The following is a 19,219-nucleotide window of genomic DNA, read 5'->3' on the forward strand; positions in this document are numbered from 1 at the left end:
TGCCCGTTCCGGCGACAAGAGGAGACATTACGCGGACCACCCCACCCCCGCAAAACAACCCGCATCCCGGGCGTGTCGCGACGGCCTCCGGTTGGAAGTCCGGATCAGCGGCGAATTCAGTCCACGGTGAGCCCGGCGAGGGTCTTCTTGCCCCGTCGGATCACCGCGAAGCGGCCGTGCAGAAGATCGTCCACGACGGCGCTCGCGTCACGCACGACGACGTTGTTCACGTACACCCCGCCCTGCGTGATGGCGCGTCGAGCCTCCCCCGCGCTCGAGACGAGACCGGTGTCGACGAGGGCCTGGATGACCGTGGTCCCGGGGGCGATCGCGGCCGACGGGAGCTCCCCCAGCACCTGGCGGAGGGTCCGCTCGTCGAGCGCGCTCAGCTCCCCCTGCCCGAACAGCGCCTGCGACGCGGCGATGGCCGACTCGGTCGCGGCCTGTCCATGCACCAGCGTCGTCACCTCCCACGCGAGCTCGCGCTGCGCCTCGCGTCGGAACGGCTCGGCCTCCACGGCGCGGGCGAGCTCGTCGATGCGCGCCCGGTCGAGGAACGTGAAGATGCGCAGGCGGTGGATCACGTCGGCGTCGTCGGTGTTGAGCCAGAACTGGTAGAACGCGTACGGGCTCGTGAGCTCGGGGTCGAGCCACACGGCGTTGCCCTCGCTCTTGCCGAACTTGGTGCCGTCGGAGTTGGTGATGAGCGGCGTCCCGATGGCGTGCACGGTCGCGCGCTCGCTGCGCCGGATCAGGTCGGTGCCGCTCGTGAGGTTGCCCCACTGGTCGCTGCCCCCGGTCTGCAGGACGCACCCGTACGTGCGGTGGAGCTCGCGGAAGTCGAGCCCCTGCAGGATCTGGTAGCTGAACTCGGTGTAGCTGATGCCCTCGTCGGAGTTGAGGCGCGCGCTCACGGCGTCCTTCTTGAGCATCGTGCCCACCCGGAAGTGCTTGCCCACCTCCCGGAGGAAGTCGATTGCGCTGAGCGGCGCCGTCCAGTCCAGGTTGTTGACGATGCGCAGGGCGTTGTCCCCCTCGGCGCTGAGGACCGAGGACACCTGCCCCTGCAGGCGCGTGACCCACTCGGCCACCACCTCCGGCGTGTTCAGGGTGCGCTCCGCCGTGGGCCTCGGATCCCCGATCAGGCCGGTGGATCCCCCCACGAGGCCCAGCGGACGGTGGCCCGCCAGCTGGAGCCGGCGCATGAGGAGCAGCTGCACGAGGTTGCCGAGGTGCAGGCTCGGCGCGGTGGGGTCGAAGCCGCAGTAGTACGTGATGGGCGGGCCGGACAGCGCCGCCTTCAGCGCCTCCTGGTCCGTCGACACGTGCACGTAGCCGCGCCAGACGATCTCCTCCCACACGTCCGGGAAGGACGGGTCGTTGCGCTGGGTGAGGAGATGTGCGGGATCGGCGTTCGTCACCCGCCCACGGTACCAGCGCACCCCTCCGCGGACGGCGGGGCACGGCGGGCATCGGGCATCCGATCGCGCGGTGATCCCGCCGCGAGGCACCGCTCGGGTGTCGGGGGTCCGGGCGACAGTGGGAGCACGAGATGCGCTCGTGATCAAGGCTGCGGCATTGATGTCGGCGGATCAAGTGCGTAGTGTTGATGTGCCGTCGGACGCCGGCACCGCGAGGGGGATCGCATGTTCGTCATCACCGCCGATCAGAAGGCGAGCCGCAACGACGTCGATCGTGCGGGGACGGGGCGCGACGAGCTCGCCGCCCGCTACGACGGGCGCCTCGTGCTGCCGGTCGACCGCACCTCGGGCGACGAGGTCCAGGCGCTCGTCGACGACGCGGCCACCGCGCTCGACATGGTCCTCGTGCTCACACGCGCCGGGCACTGGAGCGTCGGACTCGGCATCGGCGCCGTGCGCACGCCGCTCCCCCGCGCCACCCGCGAGGCGACGGGTCCCGCGTTCATCGCCGCCCGCGACGCGGTCACCGCTGCGAAGCGCAGCGCGACCCGGTTCGCCCTCGCCACGGATCCGCCGACGGTCCCTCCCGAGCACGCGGAGTCCGCGGCGCTGCCGGGTGCCGAGGAGGTCGAGGCGCTCGTGACGCTGCTCCTGCTCGCGCGGGATCGGCGCACCGCGCAGGGCTGGGACGTCGTCGACCGCATGGCCGGCGGCGCGTCCCAGCGCGACGTCGCCGCCGAGCTCGGCATCACCCCGCAGGCGGTGAGCACCCGCCTCCGCACGAGCGGGTGGCGTGCCGAGCGTGCCGCGATCCCCGGGCTCACGGCGCTGCTGGCGCACCTCGACGCCGAGGCGTCCGGGCCCACGGGCGCAGCCGCTCGCCCCGCCCGCGCCGGGGGCCGGTCGTGATCCCCACGGGCACGCACGCCGAGGTCGCGGCGTCGGCGGTGCTGTGCGTCCTCGTCACCGCGTCGCTCGTGCTGGCCCTGCTCGCCGTGCGGTCGCCCCGCACCGGCCCGGTCGTCGGCGCCGCGGGCGCGCTCGCGGCGGCGCTCGTGCTGGGGCTGGCGCTCGCGGGACCCGCCTCGCCGCTGGTCGTCGGCTACCTCGGGCTCGTCGCTGTCGTGCTCGCCGTGCTCGGCGGCGGATCCGCGTCCACGGTCGTCCTGGCGCTCGCGACCCGCGGCTCGGTGCCGCCCGGCGCGTACGGCGGGATCCTGGTGCCGCCGCGCGGCCAGGAGGACGACCCCTCCGCGATCCGCCGGCCGACGCGCGAGGTCCTGCGCGGCGGGGCGACCATCGGCATGCTCGAGCGGCTCGCCGTGGTGGCGGTGATCCTGGCCGGCTACCCCGAGGCGCTCGCTGTCGTGATCGCCATCAAGGGCGTCGGCCGCTTCAGCGAGCTGGGCGAGGCGGCGGAGGCCCGCGAGCGCTTCATCATCGGCACGCTCGTGAGCTGGCTGTGGGCAGCGACGTGCGCGGCGGTCGTGCTCGTCGTCCGGTAGCGGGCGACGCCTCGACCCGTCAGCGGCGGACGCGGGGCACGTGCGCGCGGTACGGCGAGACCGTCGGGTCGCCCGGCACCCAGAAGCGCCACGGGAACAGCTCGCCGGATCCGCCCGGGCCGGACACGCCGACGCGCGGACCGGACGCGGGGAGCGCGAGCGGCGGATCCGGGAGGACCAGGTCGTAGGGCGACGCGGCGAGCGACGCCCCGTCGTCGGCGAGCGGGATGCCGAGCGCGACCGCGAGACGGGCCGGGCCGCGCGCCAGATCCCGGTCGCGGACGGCCGCGCCGCGGCGGCTCCGCGCGAGGTCGGCCCCCTCGACGATCTCCCCCGCGCGCAGCAGGACGCCCGCGCTCGTGCCCTCGGGCCCGCACACGATGTTCGCGCACGTGTGCATCCCGTAGGTGAAGTACGCGTAGAGGTGGGCGGGCGGGCCGAACATGGTCGCGTTGCGCGCCCGCTTCCCGCGGAAGGAGTGCGACCCGGGATCCTCGCCGACGCCGCGGTAGGCCTCCACCTCGGTGAGCCGGATCGAGACGCGGCCCTCCTCGGAGTCGCGCGACAGGATCGCGCCGAGGAGCGCAGGCGCCACCACGACCGCGTCGCGCGCGAAGAAGCCCGGGTCGATCACGCGGGGATCAGATCAGCTCGCCGTTGAGGCTCGCCACGACCACCACGAAGACGAGCACCGCGACGGCCACGCCGATCACGAGCGGCAGGAGCCAGCGGTGCCGCGGCTCCGGGCGCTCGGGACGACGGCCGCCCGACAGGGTCATGCGGGCGCGACCGCGGACGCGGATGCCGCCGCCCGCCGCTCCGCCGCGGCGTCGGCACGCGCGCGGAGGTCGGCGACGCGGCGCACCAGCTCGGCGCGCTGCTCGTCGACCCGGACACGGGCGGTGCCGCCGACGCCGTCGCGGCTCGCCACGGATCCGTCGATGCTGAGCACCTCGCGGACCTCGGGCACCAGGTGCTCGGAGACCCCGCGCAGGTCGTCGTCGGAGAGGCCGTCGAGGCCCACCCCGCGGGACTCGGCGAGCTTCACGAGCTCGCCCGTGATCTCGTGCGCGTCGCGGAACGCCACGCGGTGCTTCACGAGCCACTCCGCGACGTCGGTCGCGAGCGAGAAGCCCTGCGGCGCGAGCTCGGCCATGCGGTCGACGTCGAAGCGCAGCGTCGCGATCATGCCCGTGAACGCCGGCAGCAGGACCTCGAGGGTCTGCACCGAGTCGAAGACGGGCTCCTTGTCCTCCTGCAGGTCGCGGTTGTACGCGAGCGGCAGGCCCTTGAGGGTCGCGAGCAGCCCGGCGAGGTTGCCGATGAGCCGGCCCGACTTGCCGCGCGCGAGCTCGGCGATGTCGGGGTTCTTCTTCTGCGGCATGATCGACGACCCGGTCGAGAAGGAGTCGCTCAGCGTGACGAAGCCGAACTCGCGCGTGTTCCAGAGGATGATCTCCTCGCTGAGGCGCGAGAGGTCGATCCCGACCTGGGCGAGCACGAACGCGAACTCCGCCACCACGTCGCGGGCGGCCGTGCCGTCGATCGAGTTCTCGGAGCTGCGCGCGAAGCCGAGGTCGCGGGCGACCGCGCCGGCGTCGAGCCCCAGGGTGGATCCCGCGAGCGCGCCGGATCCGTAGGGCGACACGTCGGCGCGCGCGTCCCAGTCGGCGAGGCGCTCCAGGTCGCGGACCAGCGGCCAGCAGTGCGCGAGCAGGTGGTGCGCGAGGAGGACGGGCTGCGCGTGCTGCAGGTGCGTGCGGCCGGGCATGATCGCGCCGCCCGCCGCCTCCGCCTGCGCCGCCAGGGCGTCCACGAGCTGGACGAGCATCGCGTGGATCGTCGCGGCGTGGTCGCGCAGGTACATGCGCACGAGCGTCGCGATCTGGTCGTTGCGGCTGCGACCCGCGCGGAGCTTGCCGCCGAGCTCGGGCCCGGCGATGTCCATGAGGCCGCGCTCCAGCGCGCCGTGCACGTCCTCGTCCGCCTCCGACGCGACGAGGGCGCCCGACCGGACGCGGTCCTCGAGGGTGTCGAGTGCCTGCAGCATGGCCTGCCGCTCGGCGTCCGAGAGGTAGCCCGCGGACGCGAGAGCACGGGCGTGCGCCCGGGATCCGGCGATGTCGTACGGCGCCAGCTGCCAGTCGAAGTGCGTCGAGCGGCTGAGCGCGACGAGCTCCGGTGACGGGCCGCCGGCGAAGCGGCCGCCCCAGAGGGCGCCCGCCTCGCTCGCCCGGGTGGACGGATCCGTGCTCCCGGTCATGCGGCTACTCCGCGGCGGGCGCGGACGCGGGCGCGGCGTCGTCGGCAGCCAGCGCGGCCTGCTCGACCGCGAGGTCGCGGCGCGCGGAGATCTTGCTCGGCAGCGACCACAGCTCGATGAAGCCCTTGGACAGCGACTGGTCGAACGTGTCGCCGGTGTCGTAGGTCGCGAGGTCGAAGTCGTACAGGCTCGTGTCGCTGCGGCGGCCGGTGACGACCGCGCGTCCGCCGCGCAGCGTCATGCGGATGTCGCCGGAGACGTGGCGCTGCGAGTCCTCGATGAAGGCGTCGAGCGAGCGCTTGAGGCCGGAGAACCACAGGCCGTCGTAGACGAGGTTCGCCCAGTCCTTCTCGACGCCGCGCTTGTAGCGGCCGAGGTCGCGCTCGATCGTGAGGGCCTCGAGCTCCTCGTGCGCCTCGATGAGGGTCATGGCGGCGGGCGCCTCGTAGACCTCGCGGCTCTTGATGCCGACCAGGCGGTCCTCGACGACGTCGATGCGGCCGATGCCGTGCGCGCCGGCGGCGGCGTTCAGCTCCTGCACGATGCGCAGCGGCGAGTAGCGCACGCCGTCGATCGCGACGGGGACGCCCGCCTCGAACGTGATGGTGACCTCGGTGGGGTCGCGGAGGACGTCGGGGTCCTGCGTGTACTCGTAGAGGTCCTCGATGGGGCCGTTCCACGGGTCCTCGAGGAAGCCGGTCTCGACCGCGCGGCCCCAGACGTTCTTGTCGATCGAGTACGGGCTCTTCTTGCTCTGCTCGATGGGCAGGTCGTGCTCGTTCGCGTAGACGATGGCCTTGTCGCGCGTGAGCGCGAGGTCGCGGACGGGAGCGATGGAGGTGAGGTCGGGCGCGAGCGCCGCGACGGCCGCCTCGAAGCGCACCTGGTCGTTGCCCTTGCCGGTGCAGCCGTGCGCGACGCTGTTCGCGCCGAGCTCGTGGGCGACGCGGGCGAGGTGCTTCGCGATCAGCGGGCGGCTGAGGCCCGAGACCAGCGGGTAGCGCTTCTGGTAGAGGGCGTTGGCCTTGAGCGCCGGGACGATGTAGTCGTCCGCGAACTCGTCCTTGGCATCGACCACGACGGCCTCGACCGCGCCGCAGTCGAGCGCGCGCTGCCGGATGACCTCCATGTCCTCGCCGCCCTGGCCGACGTCGACGGCGAGGGCCACGACCTCCTTGCCGGTCGCGTCCTTGAGCCAGCCGATGCCGACCGAGGTGTCGAGTCCGCCGGAATATGCCAGTACCACGCGTTCGGCCATGCCGTTCTCCGTTTCCGTTGCTGAGATGTCTGAGGTTGCGGGCGCTACGCCTGGCGGAGGAGCCAGACGAGCAGCGCCTTCTGGGCATGGAGGCGGTTCTCCGCCTCGTCCCAGACCACCGATCGCGGGCCGTCGATGACCTCGGAGGCCACCTCGTACTCGCGGTCGGCGGGGAGGCAGTGCAGGAAGATCGCGTCGTCGACCGCGTGCGCCATGAGCTCGGTCGTGACCTGGTAGGCCCCGAGCTCGGCGAGCCGCACGGCCTTCTCCTCCTCGCGGCCCATCGACACCCACGTGTCGGTGACCACGACGTCGGCGCCCGTGACCGCCTCGACCGGATCCGTGAGGACCCGGACGGAGCCGCCCGTCGACGCGGCGATGCGCTCGGCGTCCGCGACGACGGACTCGGAGGGCACGTAGCCGGCCGGGGCCGCGATGCGGACGTGCATGCCCGCCGTAGCGCCGGCCAGGAGGTACGACTGCGCCATGTTGCAGGCGCCGTCGCCGAGGAACGTGAGGGTCTGGCCGGCGGGATCCCCGCGGTGCTCGCGGATGGTGAGCAGGTCGGCCAGCAGCTGGCACGGGTGGAAGTCGTCGGAGAGCGCGTTGACGACCGGGACCGTCGTGCCTGCGGCCATCTCCTCGAGGCCCGCCTGGCCGTAGGTGCGCCAGACGATGGCCGCGACCTGCCGCTCGAGCACGCGCGCGGTGTCGCTCGCGGTCTCCTTGCCGCCGAGCTGGCTGCTGGCGGTGCTGATGATGAGGGGGACGCCGCCGAGGTCCGCGATGCCGACCGCGAAGGACACGCGGGTGCGGGTGGAGGACTTGTCGAAGATGACGGCGACCGTCTGCGGGCCGGCGAGGGGGCGCTCGGACCAGCGCTCGCGCTTCAGCTGCACCGCCAGATCGAGCACCTCGGCCTGCTCGGCCGGGCTCAGGTCGTCGTCGCGCAGGAAGTGGCGGGTCATCGCATCGCTCGCTCTCGGGGACTCGGGATCAGACAAGCCTAGGGGACGTGCGGGGGCGGATCCGTCCGCCGGCACCCCCGCGCGGGGGTGCCGGACGGCCGGGTCGTCGGGAGGCGCGGGCGCGCGTCCCGCGGATCAGCGCAGGTGCGCCAGCGCGCGGGCGAACCGCTCGCGGAAGTCGCACACCTCGGCGTCGCCCACGATGAGCGGCGGCGCGATGCGGAGGCTGCGGGCGTTCGGCGCGTTGATGATGAGGCCCTCGCCGAGCGCCGCGGCCGCGATGCGCCCGCCGTCGTCCTCGCGGAGGCCGACGCCGATGAGGAGGCCGCGGCCCCGGACCTCGGCGATGCGCGGGTCGTGGAGATCCGTGATCGCGGCGCGGATCTCCTCGCCGCGGCGGGCCGCGTTCTCCACGAGCCCGGCGTCCTCGATCTCGGCGAGCACCGCGTTCCCCGCGGCGGTCGCGAGGGGGTTGCCGCCGAACGTGGATCCGTGCTGGCCCTTCTGCAGGAGGTCGGCCGCGTCGTCGAACGCCACGAGCGCGCCGATGGGGACGCCGCCCGCGATGCCCTTGGCGATGGTGACCGCATCCGGCCGGACGCCCTCGTGCTCGTAGGCGAACCACCGGCCCGTGCGGCCGACGCCGGTCTGGATCTCGTCGAGGATCAGCAGCGCGCCGTGCTCGCGCGTGAGCTCCCGGGCGCGGCGCAGGAAGCCGTCGGGCAGGTCGACGACGCCGGCCTCGCCCTGGATCGGCTCGAGGATGACCGCCTGCACGGTGTCGTCGACGGCGGCCTCGAGGGCCTCCATGGTGGGCGCGATGTGCTCGACGCCGCCGGGCAGCGGGAGGAACGGCGCCTGGAGCGCGGGCTGGCCGGTGAGCGCGAGCGCGCCCATCGTGCGGCCGTGGAACGAGCCCTGCAGCGTGATGACGCGCGTGCGATGCGCGGATCCGTTGCGGCGCGCGAGCTTGAACGCCGCCTCGTTGGCCTCGGCGCCGGAGTTGCCGAAGTAGACGCGGCCCGTGTCGCCCGCGCCGGTGATGCGGCGGAGGCGCTCGGCGAGCGCGATCTGCGGCGGCGTCGCGAAGTAGTTGGAGACGTGCGCGAGCGTGGACACCTGCTCGGTGACGGCGCGGATGAGGGCCGGGTGCGCGTGCCCGAGCGAGTTCACGGCGATGCCGGCGAGGAAGTCGAGGTACTCGCGGCCGGTCGAGTCCCACACGCGGCAGCCCTCGCCGCGGACGAGCATGGCGAGCGGGGGCGGCGACGAGCGCATCATCGCGGCCTGGAAGCGGTCGGACCACTCGGTCTCGGTCTGCGTGGTCCGGCGCTCCGGCTGGGTCGTGGTCATGCGGGCACGACCTCCGTTCCGATTCCGTTCGTGGTGAAGATCTCGAGGAGCATCGAGTGCGGGATGCGGCCGTCGATGATCGCGGCCTTGGGCACTCCCCCGTCGACGGCCTCGAGGCACGCCGCCATCTTGGGGATCATGCCCGACTCGAGCGCGGGCAGGAGGGCGCGGAGCTCGTCGGCGCGGATGTCGGAGACGAGCGAGCCGCGGTCCGGCCAGTCGCGGTAGAGGCCGGCGACGTCGGTGAGGATGACGAGCTTCTCGGCCCCGAGGGCCACGGCGAGCGCGGCGGCCGCGGCGTCGGCGTTGACGTTGAGGGAGACGGAGGCGTCCGACTCGTCGGGCGCGATGGAGGAGACGACCGGGATGCGGCCGGCGTCGAGCTGCGCGAGCACGGCCGTGGGATCCACCGCCACGACGTCGCCCACCAGGCCGAGGTCGACCTCGACGCCGTCGACGACGGCCCCGCGGCGGCGGCCCGTGAAGAGCCCCGCGTCCTCGCCCGAGACGGCGGCCGCGAGCGGGCCGTGCGCGTTGATGCCGCGCACGACGTCGCGGCTGACCTGCCCAGTGAGCACCATGCGGACGACCTCGAGCACCTCCGGCGTGGTCACGCGGTATCCCCCGCGGAACTCGCTCTCGATGCCGAGGCGCGTGAGCATCGCGCTGATCTGCGGGCCGCCGCCGTGCACGACGACGGGCCGGAGCCCGGCGTAGCGGAGGTAGACGACGTCCTCCGCGAAGGTGCGCGTGAGCTCCTCGTCGACCATCGCGTTGCCACCGAACTTCACGACCACGATGCGGTCGTGGAAGCGCTGCAGCCACGACAGCGACTCGATGAGCGTCGCCGCCTTCGACTCGGCCTGCGCCTGGTCGCGGTCGGCGGCCTCTTGCGTGATGGCGGTCACGTCCGTCCCGTCTGCGCCGGCCATCAGCTGGCGTACGCGCTGTTCTCGTGCACGTAGTCGTGCGTGAGGTCGTTGGTGAGGATGGTCGCGGTGGCGTCGCCCGCGTGCAGGTCGATGAGGACGTGCACGGCGCGCGGGTGGAGGTCGACCAGGTCGCGGCTCTCGTGCGGCTCGCCCGCGCGGCACACCTCGACGCCGTTGATCGCGACGTCGATGCCGTACGGGTCGAACGCCGCGCCGGTGGTCCCGACGGCGGCGAGCACGCGGCCCCAGTTGGGGTCGTTGCCGAAGACGGCCGCCTTGAAGAGGTTGCTGCGCGCGACCGCGCGGCCGACCTCGACCGCGTCGTCGTCGGACGCCGCGTGCACGACCTCGATGGCGATGTCGTGCGCCGCACCCTCGGCGTCGGCCTGGAGCTGCTCGGCCAGGTCGGCGCACACGGCGGTGAGCGCGGCCTGGAACTCGTCGGTGTCGGGCACGACGCCGGACGCGGCGCTCGCGAGCAGCGTCACCTGGTCGTTGGTCGACATGCAGCCGTCCGAGTCGAGGCGGTCGAACGTGACGCGGGTCGCCTCGCGGAGCGCGCGGTCGAGCGCGGCGGCGTCGAGGTCGGCGTCCGTGGTGATCACCACGAGCATCGTGGCGAGGCCCGGGGCCAGCATGCCGGCGCCCTTGGCCATGCCGCCCACCGTCCAGCCGGCGTCGGACGCGCGGACGGACTGCTTCGGGACCGTGTCGGTGGTCATGATCGCCCGGGCGGCATCCGCCCCGCCGGCGTCGGACAGCGCGACGGAGACGCGGGCGACCCCGTCCTCCAGCTTCTCCAGCGGGAGCTGCTCCCCGATGAGGCCCGTGCTGCAGACGAGCACGTCGCCGCTCGAGACGTCGAGGGCGCGGCCGACCGCCTCGGCGGTGGCGTGCGTGACCTGGAACCCGCGGGTTCCCGTGTAGCAGTTGGCGCCGCCGGAGTTGAGGACGACGGCGCTCACCCGGCCGTCGCCGATGACCTGGCGGGACCAGAGGATCGGGTTCGCCTGGCAGCGGTTGCTCGTGAAGACGGCGGCGGCCGCCTGCGACGGACCCGTGTTGCGGACGAGGGCGACGTCGAGCGCGCCCGTGGACTTGAGGCCGGCGGCGACGCCTCCCGCGACGAAGCCGCGCGCGGCGGTGACGCTCACGGGGCGACCCCGTTCACCGGGAGGCCCATGGCCTCGGGCAGGCCGAGCGCGATGTTGGCCGACTGGATCGCCGCGCCTGCCGTGCCCTTGACCAGGTTGTCGATGGCCGTGACCGTGACGACGCGGCCCGCGGCCTCGTCGACGGCGAGGCCGACGAGCGCCGTGTTGGATCCCGTGACGTCCGAGACGTTCGGGAACGACCCCTCGGGCAGGAGGTGCACGAACGGCTCGTCGGCGTAGGCGAGCTCCCATGCCGCGCGGACGTCGTGCGCCGAGAAGCCGGGGGCGAGGCGCGCGGTGGCCGTGGCGAGGATCCCCCGCGCCATGGGCACGAGCACGGGCGTGAACGAGACGCTCACGTGCCCGCCGCCCGCGGTCTCGAGGTTCTGCCGGATCTCCGGCGTGTGCCGGTGCGTGCCGCCGACCGCGTAGGCGCTCGCGGATCCGAGGATCTCGCTGGCCAGCAGGTTCGTGCGGAGCGCGCGCCCGGCGCCGGACGGACCGACCGCGAGCACCGCGACGATGTCCTCCGGCTCGATGACGCCCGCGCGGATGCCGGGCTGGAGCCCGAGCGTGATGGCCGTGACGTTGCAGCCGGGCACCGCGATGCGCTTCACCCCGGACAGGTGCGTGCGCTGGGTGCCGCCCTCCTCCGCGTGCAGGAGCTCGGGCAGGCCGTACGGCCAGGCGCCCGCGAAGTCGCCCCCGTAGAACGCGTCCCACGCGGCCTCGTCGACGAGGCGGTGGTCGGCGCCGCAGTCGACCACGAGGGTCTGGTCGTCCAGCTCGGCCGTGATGGCGCCCGACCTGCCGTGCGGCAGCGCGAGGAACACGACGTCGTGGCCGGCCAGCTGCTCGGCCGTCGTCTCGACGAAGGTGCGGTCGGCGTACGAGGTGAGGTGCGGGTGCACCTGACGCAGACGCTCGCCCGCGTTCTGGAAGGCTGTGAGCGTCTGGACCTCGAGGCGCGGGTGGTCGGCGAGCAGGCGGAGGAGCTCCCCGCCCGCGTAGCCGCTGGCACCCGCCACGGCGACTGAGAATGACATGCATCAAATCTAGTGCCGGTGCCGGAGGGGTCCCGCCGGGCCGGTGCCCGGGGACGGACGCGCGGGCGGGCCCTCCCGAGGAGGAGCCCGCCCGCGCGGATGGTGCGTGCGGCGGCCACTAGTCGCGGAGCGCGGCGCCGAACCTCTCGGCGGCGAGCCGCACGGATCCGTCGCGCGCCGCGGTCGCCTCGGCCGCGGTCAGCGTGCGGTCGGGCGCGCGGAACCGGAGCGCGAAGGTGAGCGAGCGCGTGCCCGCCTCCACCCCGGGGCCGCGGTAGTCGTCGACGAGCCGCGCGGTCTCGAGCAGCTCGCCCGCGCCCTCGACCACCGTGCGGAGGATCTCCCCCGCCGGGATCTCGAGCGACACGACGAGGCTGAGGTCCTGCGTGGCGACGGGCATCGACGTGAGCGTGCGCACCTCGACGGTGCCGCCGGCGAGGGCGACGAGCCGGTCGAGGTCGACCTCGGCGAGCGCGACGCGCTCCGGCAGGTCGAGCTCGGCGGCGAGCGCGGGCAGCAGCTCGCCGGCGAAGCCCACGATGACCGGGCCGTCGGGGGTCACCGCCTCGACCGCGGCCGTGCGCCCCGGGTGCATGGCGATGTGGGTGCCCTGCTCGAAGCGGATCTCCACGCCCACCGCGTGCGCGAGCTGCCGCACCGCGTCGAGCGCGTCGACGAGGCCCGCCCGCTGCGCCGGGGTGCCGGGCTGCTTCGACACGGCGTCGCCGAGGATCAGCACGCCCACGTGGCGCGGCTGCGGCGGGATGCCCGCGTCGAGCGCCCGCAGCGTCTCCGCGTCGGGACGCGCGGCCCCGGGCGGCATCTGCGGGGAGCCGTAGGCGACGCCCGCGGACGGGAGGAACACCGTGCCGGTCTCGAAGAGCGCGAGGTCGGTGGATCCGCGCGACAGGTTGCGCCGCGCGATGTCGACGAGCCCCGGCAGCAGCGAGCGGCGGAGGTAGGGGAACGCCACGTCGAGCGGGTTCGCGAGGCGCACGGCGGGCGCGTCCTCGCGGTCGGCCGCGCCGAAACGCGCGTTCTGCGCCGCGGACGCGAACGGCGACCCCATGACCTCGGTGAGCCCGGAAGCTGCGAGCGCGATCGAGGCCTGGCGGCGGAGGCGCTGCGCGGCGGTGAGACCGCGGCCGGGGGGCGCGACGGGCAGCACGGCCGGGATCCGGTCGTAGCCGACGATGCGCGCGACCTCCTCCACGAGGTCGGCGCGGTGCCGGAGGTCCGGGCGCCAAGTGGGCGGCGTGACGAGGAGGACGCCGTCGCGCTCCTCGAGCGCGCAGCCCACGTCGACGAGCGCGTGGCGCACCTCGTCCTCCGTGTAGTCCACGCCGACGAGCGACGCCGGGTAGCCGAGCGGCAGCTCGATCGCCTCGCGCGGCTCCGTCGTGTCGAGGATCGAGCCGAGCCCCTCCGCGTGCCCGCCCGCGAGCTCCTCGAGGAGCTGCACGACGCGCGCCGCGGCGGCCGGGGCGATCCGCGGATCCACCCCGCGCTCGAAGCGCTTGGACGCCTCGCTCGGCAGCTTGTGCCGGCGGGCCGTGCGCGCGACGGAGACGGGGTCGAAGCCCGCCGCCTCGATCAGCACCCGGGTGGTGCCGTCGCCGATCTCGGTGCTCGCGCCGCCCATGACGCCCGCGAGCCCGACGGCCCCCGAGTCGTCGGCGATGACGAGGTCCTCGACGTGGAGCGCGCGCTCCCGCCCGTCGAGCGTGATGAGCGTCTCGCCCTCCGTGGCGCGGCGGACGACGAGGCCGCCCTGCAGCCGGTCGAGGTCGTAGGCGTGGATCGGCTGGCCGAGCTCGAGCATCGCGTAGTTCGTGATGTCCACCGCGAGCGAGATCGAGCGGACGCCCGCGAGCGTGAGCCGCGACACCATCCACGGCGGGGTCGGCCGCGACAGGTCGATCCCGGAGACGACGCGCGTCACGAAGACGTCCGCGCCGACGCGGCCGCGGATCGGCGCGGCGTCGTCCACGCGCACGTCGATCCCGGCCACGGGGGCGTCCGCCGCGAGCAGGGCGAGGGCGTCGGCCGGATCGGTGAACGCGGCACCCGTGGCGTGCGCGTACTCGCGGGCGATCCCGCGGATCGAGAACGCGTAGCCGCGGTCGGGCGTGACGTTGACCTCGACCGCCCGGTCGTCGAGGTGCAGGAGCGCGAGCGCGTCCGTGCCGACCTCGGGGTCGAGCCCGAGCGAGGAGAGGACGAGGATCCCGTCGTGCTCCTCCCCCAGGCCGAGCTCCCGCGCCGACGCGATCATGCCGTCGGACACGTGGCCGTAGGTCTTCCGCGCGCTGATGGGGAACGGGCCGGGGAGCACCGCGCCGGGCAGGCTCACCACGACCTTGTCCCCGACGACGAAGTTGTGCGCGCCGCAGACGATGCCGCGGACGTCCTCGCCGCCGTCGGCCGCCGTGGCGCCCTCGGGCGCGACGCGGACGGAGCACCAGTTGATGGTCTTGCCGTTCGTCTGCGGCTCGGGGGTCGCCTCGAGCACCTGCCCGACGACGACGGGGCCGGAGATCGAGAACGCGTGCACGTCCTCCTCCTCCAGGCCCACCTTCACGAGGGAGGCGTGGACGTCCTCGGGGGTGACCCCCGCGGGGAGCTCGACGTGCTCGCCGAGCCAGCTGATCGGGATCCTCACGACTACACCACCATCCCGAACTGCGCGCCGAATCGGATGTCGCCCTCGACGATGTCGCGCATGTCGGAGAGGTCGTTGCGGAACATGAGGGTGCGCTCGGTGCCCATGCCGAACGCGAAGCCCTGGTACTCGTCGGGGTCGATGCCCGCGGAGCGCAGCACGTTCGGGTTCACCATGCCGCAGCCGCCCCACTCGATCCAGCGGGGTCCGCCCGCGGCGGCCGGGTGCCAGACGTCCATCTCGGCGCTCGGCTCGGTGAAGGGGAAGTAGTTGGGGCGCAGCCGGATCCGGGCGTCCTCGCCGAACATCGAGCGCGCGAAGTGCTCGAGCGTGCCGCGGAGGTGCGCCATGGTGAGGCCGCGGTCGATGGCGATGCCCTCGATCTGCCGGAACGCGGGCGTGTGCGTGGCGTCCAGCTCGTCGCTGCGGAAGGTGCGGCCCTGCGCGATCGTGTAGACGGGCAGCGCGTCGGCGAGCAGCGTGCGGATCTGCACGGGTGACGTGTGCGTGCGGAGCACCAGGTGCGCGTCGGTCGGATCCACGTAGAAGGAGTCCTGCATGGCGCGCGCCGGGTGGTCCGGCGGGAAGTTGAGCGCGTCGAAGTTGAACCACTCGCTCTCGAGCTCGGGGCCCTCGTTCACCTGCCAGCCCATGCCGACGAAGATGTCGGCGATGCGCTCCTCGAGCATGGTGAGGGGGTGCCGGGCGCCGGCGCGCCAGCGGCTCGGCAGCGCGGTGACGTCGACGGCCTCGGCGACGAGCCGCGCGGCGGCCTCCTGCTCCTGGATCTCCGCCTCCCGGGCCTGGAACGCCTGCGTGACGCGGGCGCGCGACTGGCCGACGAGCTTGCCGGCGTCCTTGCGGTCGGCGGGCGGCAGCGAGCGGAGCGATCCGTTCAGCCGGGCGAGCGGGGACGCCTCGCCGATGTGGGCGGAGCGCGCCTCGGCGAGCGATGCGGAGTCGGTCGTCGCGGCCAGCGCGGCCATCGCCTGCTCCACGGCGGCGCCGACGGTCTCCTCGGAGATCTGGGGTTCGGACATGAGGCCCGAGTCTACCGATCGGGGGCGGCGCTCCCGGCCCGCGCCGGGCCCGCCGCCGCCCCGATCCGGCCGGCTACGCGCCCTGCGACGTCCCCGCCGCGACGGTCTTCGCCACGCGCGGTCCGCGCTTGCGGGCGAGGCGTCGCGCGATGGTCGACACCGTGAGGTTGAGCACGAGGTACATGCCCACCATCACCACGAAGATCGGCAGCGAGTTGGCGCGGCTCGTGGCCTCGAGGATCAGCTCGCCCTGCTTGGTGAGGCCCACGAGGCTGACGATCGTGCCGAGCGCGGTGTCCTTGATGAGCACGACGAGCTGGGCGACGATGATCGGCAGCATCGTCCGGAACGCCTGCGGGAACTCGACGAGCAGCCGGTTCTGCAGCGGGCGCAGGCCGATCGCGAGACCCGCCTCGCGCTGGCCGCGCGGCAGGCCGAGGATGCCGGAGCGCAGGGCCTCGCCGATGATCGCGCCGTTGTAGAGCGCGAGCGCCGTGACGACCGACCAGTACGGGCCGATGGGGAAGATCAGGTAGATGAACAGCATCATCAGCAGCACGGGCATGCCGCGGAAGAACTCGAGCACCACGGTGACGGCGTAGCGGATCACGCGGTGCTGGCTCATGCGGAGGAGCGCGAGCACCATGCCGAGCAGGATCGCGAGCACGGCGGCGACGGCGGCCGACTGCAGCACGACCCACAGGCCCTTGAGCAGGAGGCCCCACACGAGCGGGTCGTTGAGCACGAGCCAGCGCTCGGCGCTGAACTGCCCGGCCTGCGCGAGCTGGACTCCCGCGAACGCGAGGACGGCGACGACGATCACGCCGGTGACGACGGAGAGGATGCGGGAGCGACGGCGGGCCTTGGGGCCGGGGACGTCGTAGAGGACCTGGCTCATCGGGAGACCGCCACTCGCTTCTCGAGGTGGTCCGCCAGCTGGCCGAGCGGGACCGTGATGATGAGGTAGAAGAACGCCACGCCCACGAACACCCAGACGACGGCGTCGCCGTTCGCGTTCGCGACGTCGCGACCCACGTTGAACAGCTCGTAGATGAAGTACGCGCCCGCGATGGACGTGTTCTTCGTGAGCGCGATGATCACGTTGATCAGCGGCGGGATCACCGTGCGCACGGCCTGCGGCAGGATCACCGACACGAGCGTCTGCGAGAACGTCAGCCCGATGCTGCGCGCGGCCTCGGCCTGCCCGACGGGCACGCTGTTGATGCCGGAGCGGATCGCCTCGGCGAAGAACGGCGCCGTGTACAGCGTGAGCGCGAGCACGGCGGCCGTCATGAACGGCAGCGCCCCCGAGATCGACGTGATCACGACGCTGAAGAAGGTGAAGACGAGTAGCAGCGGGGTGTTCCGCAGCAGCTCCACGTAGACGGTGGAGGTGGCCCGCAGGCTCGCGACCGGCGAGATCCTCATCGCGGCGATCACGATCCCCAGCGGGAGGGCGAACAGCACCGTGGTGAGGAGGAGGCGCAGCGTGCCGCCGAACCCCCGCAGGAACACGTCGAGATTGTCGAGGATCACATCCACGGCGCACCTCCTATGGTCGGCACCCGGTTCGCCGGGCGCTGGTCGGATCCGGGTCGGGCACCCGGACGAGGGAGGGTCCCGCGCGCGCCGTCGGCGCACGCGGGACCCGGGTGGGACTAGTAGCGGTCGATCGCCGGGGGCTCCGGCGTGTCGATGACCGTGCCGGCCGTCGCCTCGAACAGGCGCGCCCAGGTGCCGTCGTCGTACGCCTGCTGCAGCGTGTCGTTGACGAAGGTGCGGAAGGCCTCGTCGCCCTTGGCGATGCCGATGCCGTAGGGCTCCTCGGTGAAGGTCTCGCCGTCGCCGACGAGCTTGAACTCGCCCTCGTTCTGGTCGATGAAGCCGGAGAGGATCACGTTGTCGGTCGTGACCGCGGACACCTGGCCGTTGCGCAGCGGGTCGAGGCACTTGCTGTAGACGTCGGTCGGCACGACGACCGCGCCGAACTTCGCCTCGATGTTCGCGGCGGGGGTGGATCCGGCGACGGAGCAGACCTGCTTGCCGCGGACGTCCTCGGGCGTGTTGATCGTCGTGTCGTCCTGGAGCACCATCAGCGCCTGGCCGGCGACGTAGTACGGGCCCGCGAAGTCCACGACCTCCTTGCGCTTGTCGTTGATCGTGTAGGTCGCGACGACCGCGTCGACCGAGCCGTTCTGGATGAAGGGCTCGCGGTTCGCGGAGACCGTCTCGGTGAACTTGATCGAGTCGAACGGGATGCCCAGCTTGCTGGCGATGAGCGCGGAGATCGCGACGTCGAAGCCGGCGGGCTTGCCGTCGAGGCCCGCGAGGCCGAAGAGCGGCTGGTCGTACTTGGTGCCGACCTTCATCTCGCCCGCCTTCGCGAGGCGCGCCATCGTGGTGCCCTCGTCGAATGTGGGGTTCTCGGTGAGCTCGAGCTTGTAGGGGCCGTCGCCGTTCTCGGGGGCGTTCGTGCCGGCGTCGATGCCGCCGTTCGACGCGCTGCCCGCGGCGCCGCAGCCCGTGAGGGCGACGACGACGATCGCGGCGGCCGCGGCGAGGGTCAGTTTCCTGTTCTTCATGGTTCCCGTTTCTCTGCTGGGGAGGTGGATGACGGAGGCGATCGGGATCGCCCGTGGTGCGGGACGTGCCGTGGTGCGGGTGGTGCGGCGCCCGGGCGCGCCTGCCTCGACGGCATCCGGGTGCGGTGCGCGGGAGGGCTCGGACCCTCCGCGCGCGTCAGTGGGCGAGGATCTTGGAGAGGAAGTCCTTCGCGCGCGGGCTCTGCGGGTGGTCGAAGAACTCCGCAGGGCTCGTGTCCTCCTCGATGGCGCCGTCGGCCATGAAGATCACGCGGTCGGCGGCCTTGCGCGCGAAGCCCATCTCGTGGGTGACGACCATCATCGTCATGCCGTCCTTGGCGAGGCCGACCATGACGTCGAGGACCTCGGTGATCATCTCCGGGTCGAGCGCCGAGGTGGGCTCGTCGAGGAGGATCAGCTTCGGGTCCATGGCGAGGGCGCGCGCGATCGCGACACGCTGCTGCTGGCCGCCCGAGAGCTGGGCGGGCATCTTCTGCGCCTGGTTGGCGACGCCGACGCGGTCGAGGAGCTCCATCGCCCGCTTCTCCGCCTCGGCCTTGCCCTTCCTGCGCACCTTGATCGGCCCGAGGGTGACGTTCTCGAGCACGGTCTTGTGCGCGAAGAGGTTGAACGACTGGAAGACCATGCCCACGTCGGCGCGGAGGCGCGCGAGCTCGGCACCCTCGGACGGGAGGTCCTGGCCGTCGATCGTGATGGTGCCGTCGTCGATGGTCTCGAGCCGGTTGATCGCGCGGCACAGCGTGGACTTGCCGGACCCGCTGGGCCCGATGACGACGACGACCTCGCCGCGGTTCACGGTGGTCGAGATGTCCTTGAGGACGTGCAGGTCCCCGAAGTGCTTGTTGACGTGGGATACGACGACCAGGGGCTCGCCGACCGCTGCTGCGGCGGGCGAGGCGGGGTCCGCCGTCGGGCTCTGCTCCATGCGAACACCATATCCATGACGGTGTTTCGTCCGCGTTTCCGCGGGGCATCGTCACCCCATCGTGACGCGGCATCCGCGTTTGCGCCGGT

General features: G+C 73.1%; 18 protein-coding genes. 2 read left to right on the top strand and 16 right to left on the bottom strand.

Annotated features, from left to right (window positions below; translation table 11 throughout):
* Positions 1-116: 116 nt before the first annotated feature.
* Positions 117-1,421 (bottom strand): tyrosine--tRNA ligase, encoded by a 1,305-nt coding sequence (gene tyrS / locus ACMT9T_RS12710; protein ID WP_414745892.1) that lies wholly within the window; start codon positions 1,419-1,421, stop codon positions 117-119.
* A gap of 225 nt (positions 1,422-1,646) precedes the next feature.
* Between tyrS and ACMT9T_RS12715 the strand changes: the two genes are divergently transcribed.
* Both ACMT9T_RS12715 and ACMT9T_RS12720 read left to right on the top strand, forming a co-directional pair.
* Positions 1,647-2,330, top strand: coding sequence for a DNA-binding protein (locus tag ACMT9T_RS12715; protein WP_414745893.1), 684 nt, complete (start codon positions 1,647-1,649; stop codon positions 2,328-2,330).
* Positions 2,327-2,926: a hypothetical protein gene (locus tag ACMT9T_RS12720; protein ID WP_414745894.1), complete on the top strand. Its 600-nt coding sequence runs from the start codon at positions 2,327-2,329 to the stop codon at positions 2,924-2,926. Before ACMT9T_RS12715 ends, ACMT9T_RS12720 begins: the two co-directional genes overlap by 4 nt.
* A gap of 19 nt (positions 2,927-2,945) precedes the next feature.
* Here the strand turns inward: ACMT9T_RS12720 and ACMT9T_RS12725 are convergent, their stop codons facing one another.
* The 15 genes from ACMT9T_RS12725 to ACMT9T_RS12795 all read right to left on the bottom strand — a co-directional run bounded on the left by ACMT9T_RS12725 (position 2,946) and on the right by ACMT9T_RS12795 (position 19,130).
* Entirely contained in the window at positions 2,946-3,560 is a 615-nt protein-coding gene (locus tag ACMT9T_RS12725) for a DNA-3-methyladenine glycosylase (protein ID WP_414745895.1), read from the bottom strand.
* A gap of 7 nt (positions 3,561-3,567) precedes the next feature.
* On the bottom strand, positions 3,568-3,705 hold the full coding sequence (locus tag ACMT9T_RS12730) for a hypothetical protein (RefSeq protein ID WP_199409383.1): 138 nt from the start codon (positions 3,703-3,705) through the stop codon (positions 3,568-3,570).
* Positions 3,702-5,189 (bottom strand): argininosuccinate lyase, encoded by a 1,488-nt coding sequence (gene argH / locus ACMT9T_RS12735; RefSeq protein ID WP_414745896.1) that lies wholly within the window; start codon positions 5,187-5,189, stop codon positions 3,702-3,704. Before argH ends, ACMT9T_RS12730 begins: the two co-directional genes overlap by 4 nt.
* A gap of 4 nt (positions 5,190-5,193) precedes the next feature.
* A complete protein-coding gene (locus ACMT9T_RS12740) occupies positions 5,194-6,447 on the bottom strand; it encodes an argininosuccinate synthase (RefSeq protein ID WP_414745897.1) in 1,254 nt (417 codons plus the stop codon).
* Positions 6,448-6,491: 44 nt separating this feature from the next.
* Positions 6,492-7,415, bottom strand: coding sequence for an ornithine carbamoyltransferase (gene argF / locus ACMT9T_RS12745; protein WP_414745898.1), 924 nt, complete (start codon positions 7,413-7,415; stop codon positions 6,492-6,494).
* 135 nt (positions 7,416-7,550) lie between these two features.
* Positions 7,551-8,768, bottom strand: coding sequence for an acetylornithine transaminase (locus tag ACMT9T_RS12750; RefSeq protein ID WP_414745899.1), 1,218 nt, complete (start codon positions 8,766-8,768; stop codon positions 7,551-7,553).
* Complete coding sequence (argB, locus tag ACMT9T_RS12755; RefSeq protein WP_414745900.1) at positions 8,765-9,676, bottom strand: acetylglutamate kinase; 912 nt, start codon at positions 9,674-9,676, stop codon at positions 8,765-8,767. Before argB ends, ACMT9T_RS12750 begins: the two co-directional genes overlap by 4 nt.
* A gap of 23 nt (positions 9,677-9,699) precedes the next feature.
* The gene (gene argJ / locus ACMT9T_RS12760; RefSeq protein ID WP_414745901.1) at positions 9,700-10,854 is read right to left on the bottom strand and encodes a bifunctional glutamate N-acetyltransferase/amino-acid acetyltransferase ArgJ; all 1,155 of its coding nucleotides are present in this window, start codon (positions 10,852-10,854) and stop codon (positions 9,700-9,702) included.
* Positions 10,851-11,900, bottom strand: a complete 1,050-nt coding sequence (gene argC / locus ACMT9T_RS12765; RefSeq protein ID WP_414745902.1) for an N-acetyl-gamma-glutamyl-phosphate reductase — start codon at positions 11,898-11,900, stop codon at positions 10,851-10,853. The genes argJ and argC overlap by 4 nt, the downstream gene beginning before the upstream one ends.
* Positions 11,901-12,018: 118 nt before the next feature.
* Positions 12,019-14,562 carry a phenylalanine--tRNA ligase subunit beta gene (gene pheT, locus ACMT9T_RS12770; protein ID WP_414745903.1) on the bottom strand — a complete coding sequence of 848 codons (2,544 nt, stop codon included), beginning with the start codon at positions 14,560-14,562 and terminating at the stop codon, positions 12,019-12,021.
* Between the two features lie 2 nt (positions 14,563-14,564).
* Positions 14,565-15,602, bottom strand: a complete 1,038-nt coding sequence (pheS, locus tag ACMT9T_RS12775; protein ID WP_414745904.1) for a phenylalanine--tRNA ligase subunit alpha — start codon at positions 15,600-15,602, stop codon at positions 14,565-14,567.
* Between the two features lie 73 nt (positions 15,603-15,675).
* Complete coding sequence (locus ACMT9T_RS12780) at positions 15,676-16,500, bottom strand: amino acid ABC transporter permease (protein ID WP_414745905.1); 825 nt, start codon at positions 16,498-16,500, stop codon at positions 15,676-15,678.
* Positions 16,497-17,144 (bottom strand): amino acid ABC transporter permease, encoded by a 648-nt coding sequence (locus tag ACMT9T_RS12785; protein WP_116056190.1) that lies wholly within the window; start codon positions 17,142-17,144, stop codon positions 16,497-16,499. The genes ACMT9T_RS12780 and ACMT9T_RS12785 overlap by 4 nt, the downstream gene beginning before the upstream one ends.
* 116 nt (positions 17,145-17,260) lie before the next feature.
* Positions 17,261-18,184, bottom strand: coding sequence for a glutamate ABC transporter substrate-binding protein (locus ACMT9T_RS12790; protein ID WP_414745906.1), 924 nt, complete (start codon positions 18,182-18,184; stop codon positions 17,261-17,263).
* Between the two features lie 157 nt (positions 18,185-18,341).
* Complete coding sequence (locus tag ACMT9T_RS12795) at positions 18,342-19,130, bottom strand: amino acid ABC transporter ATP-binding protein (protein ID WP_414745907.1); 789 nt, start codon at positions 19,128-19,130, stop codon at positions 18,342-18,344.
* Between the last annotated feature and the right edge of the window lie 89 nt (positions 19,131-19,219).

Source organism: Clavibacter vidaverae (genome assembly GCF_047529985.1).
Lineage (GTDB): Bacteria > Actinomycetota > Actinomycetes > Actinomycetales > Microbacteriaceae > Clavibacter > Clavibacter nebraskensis_A.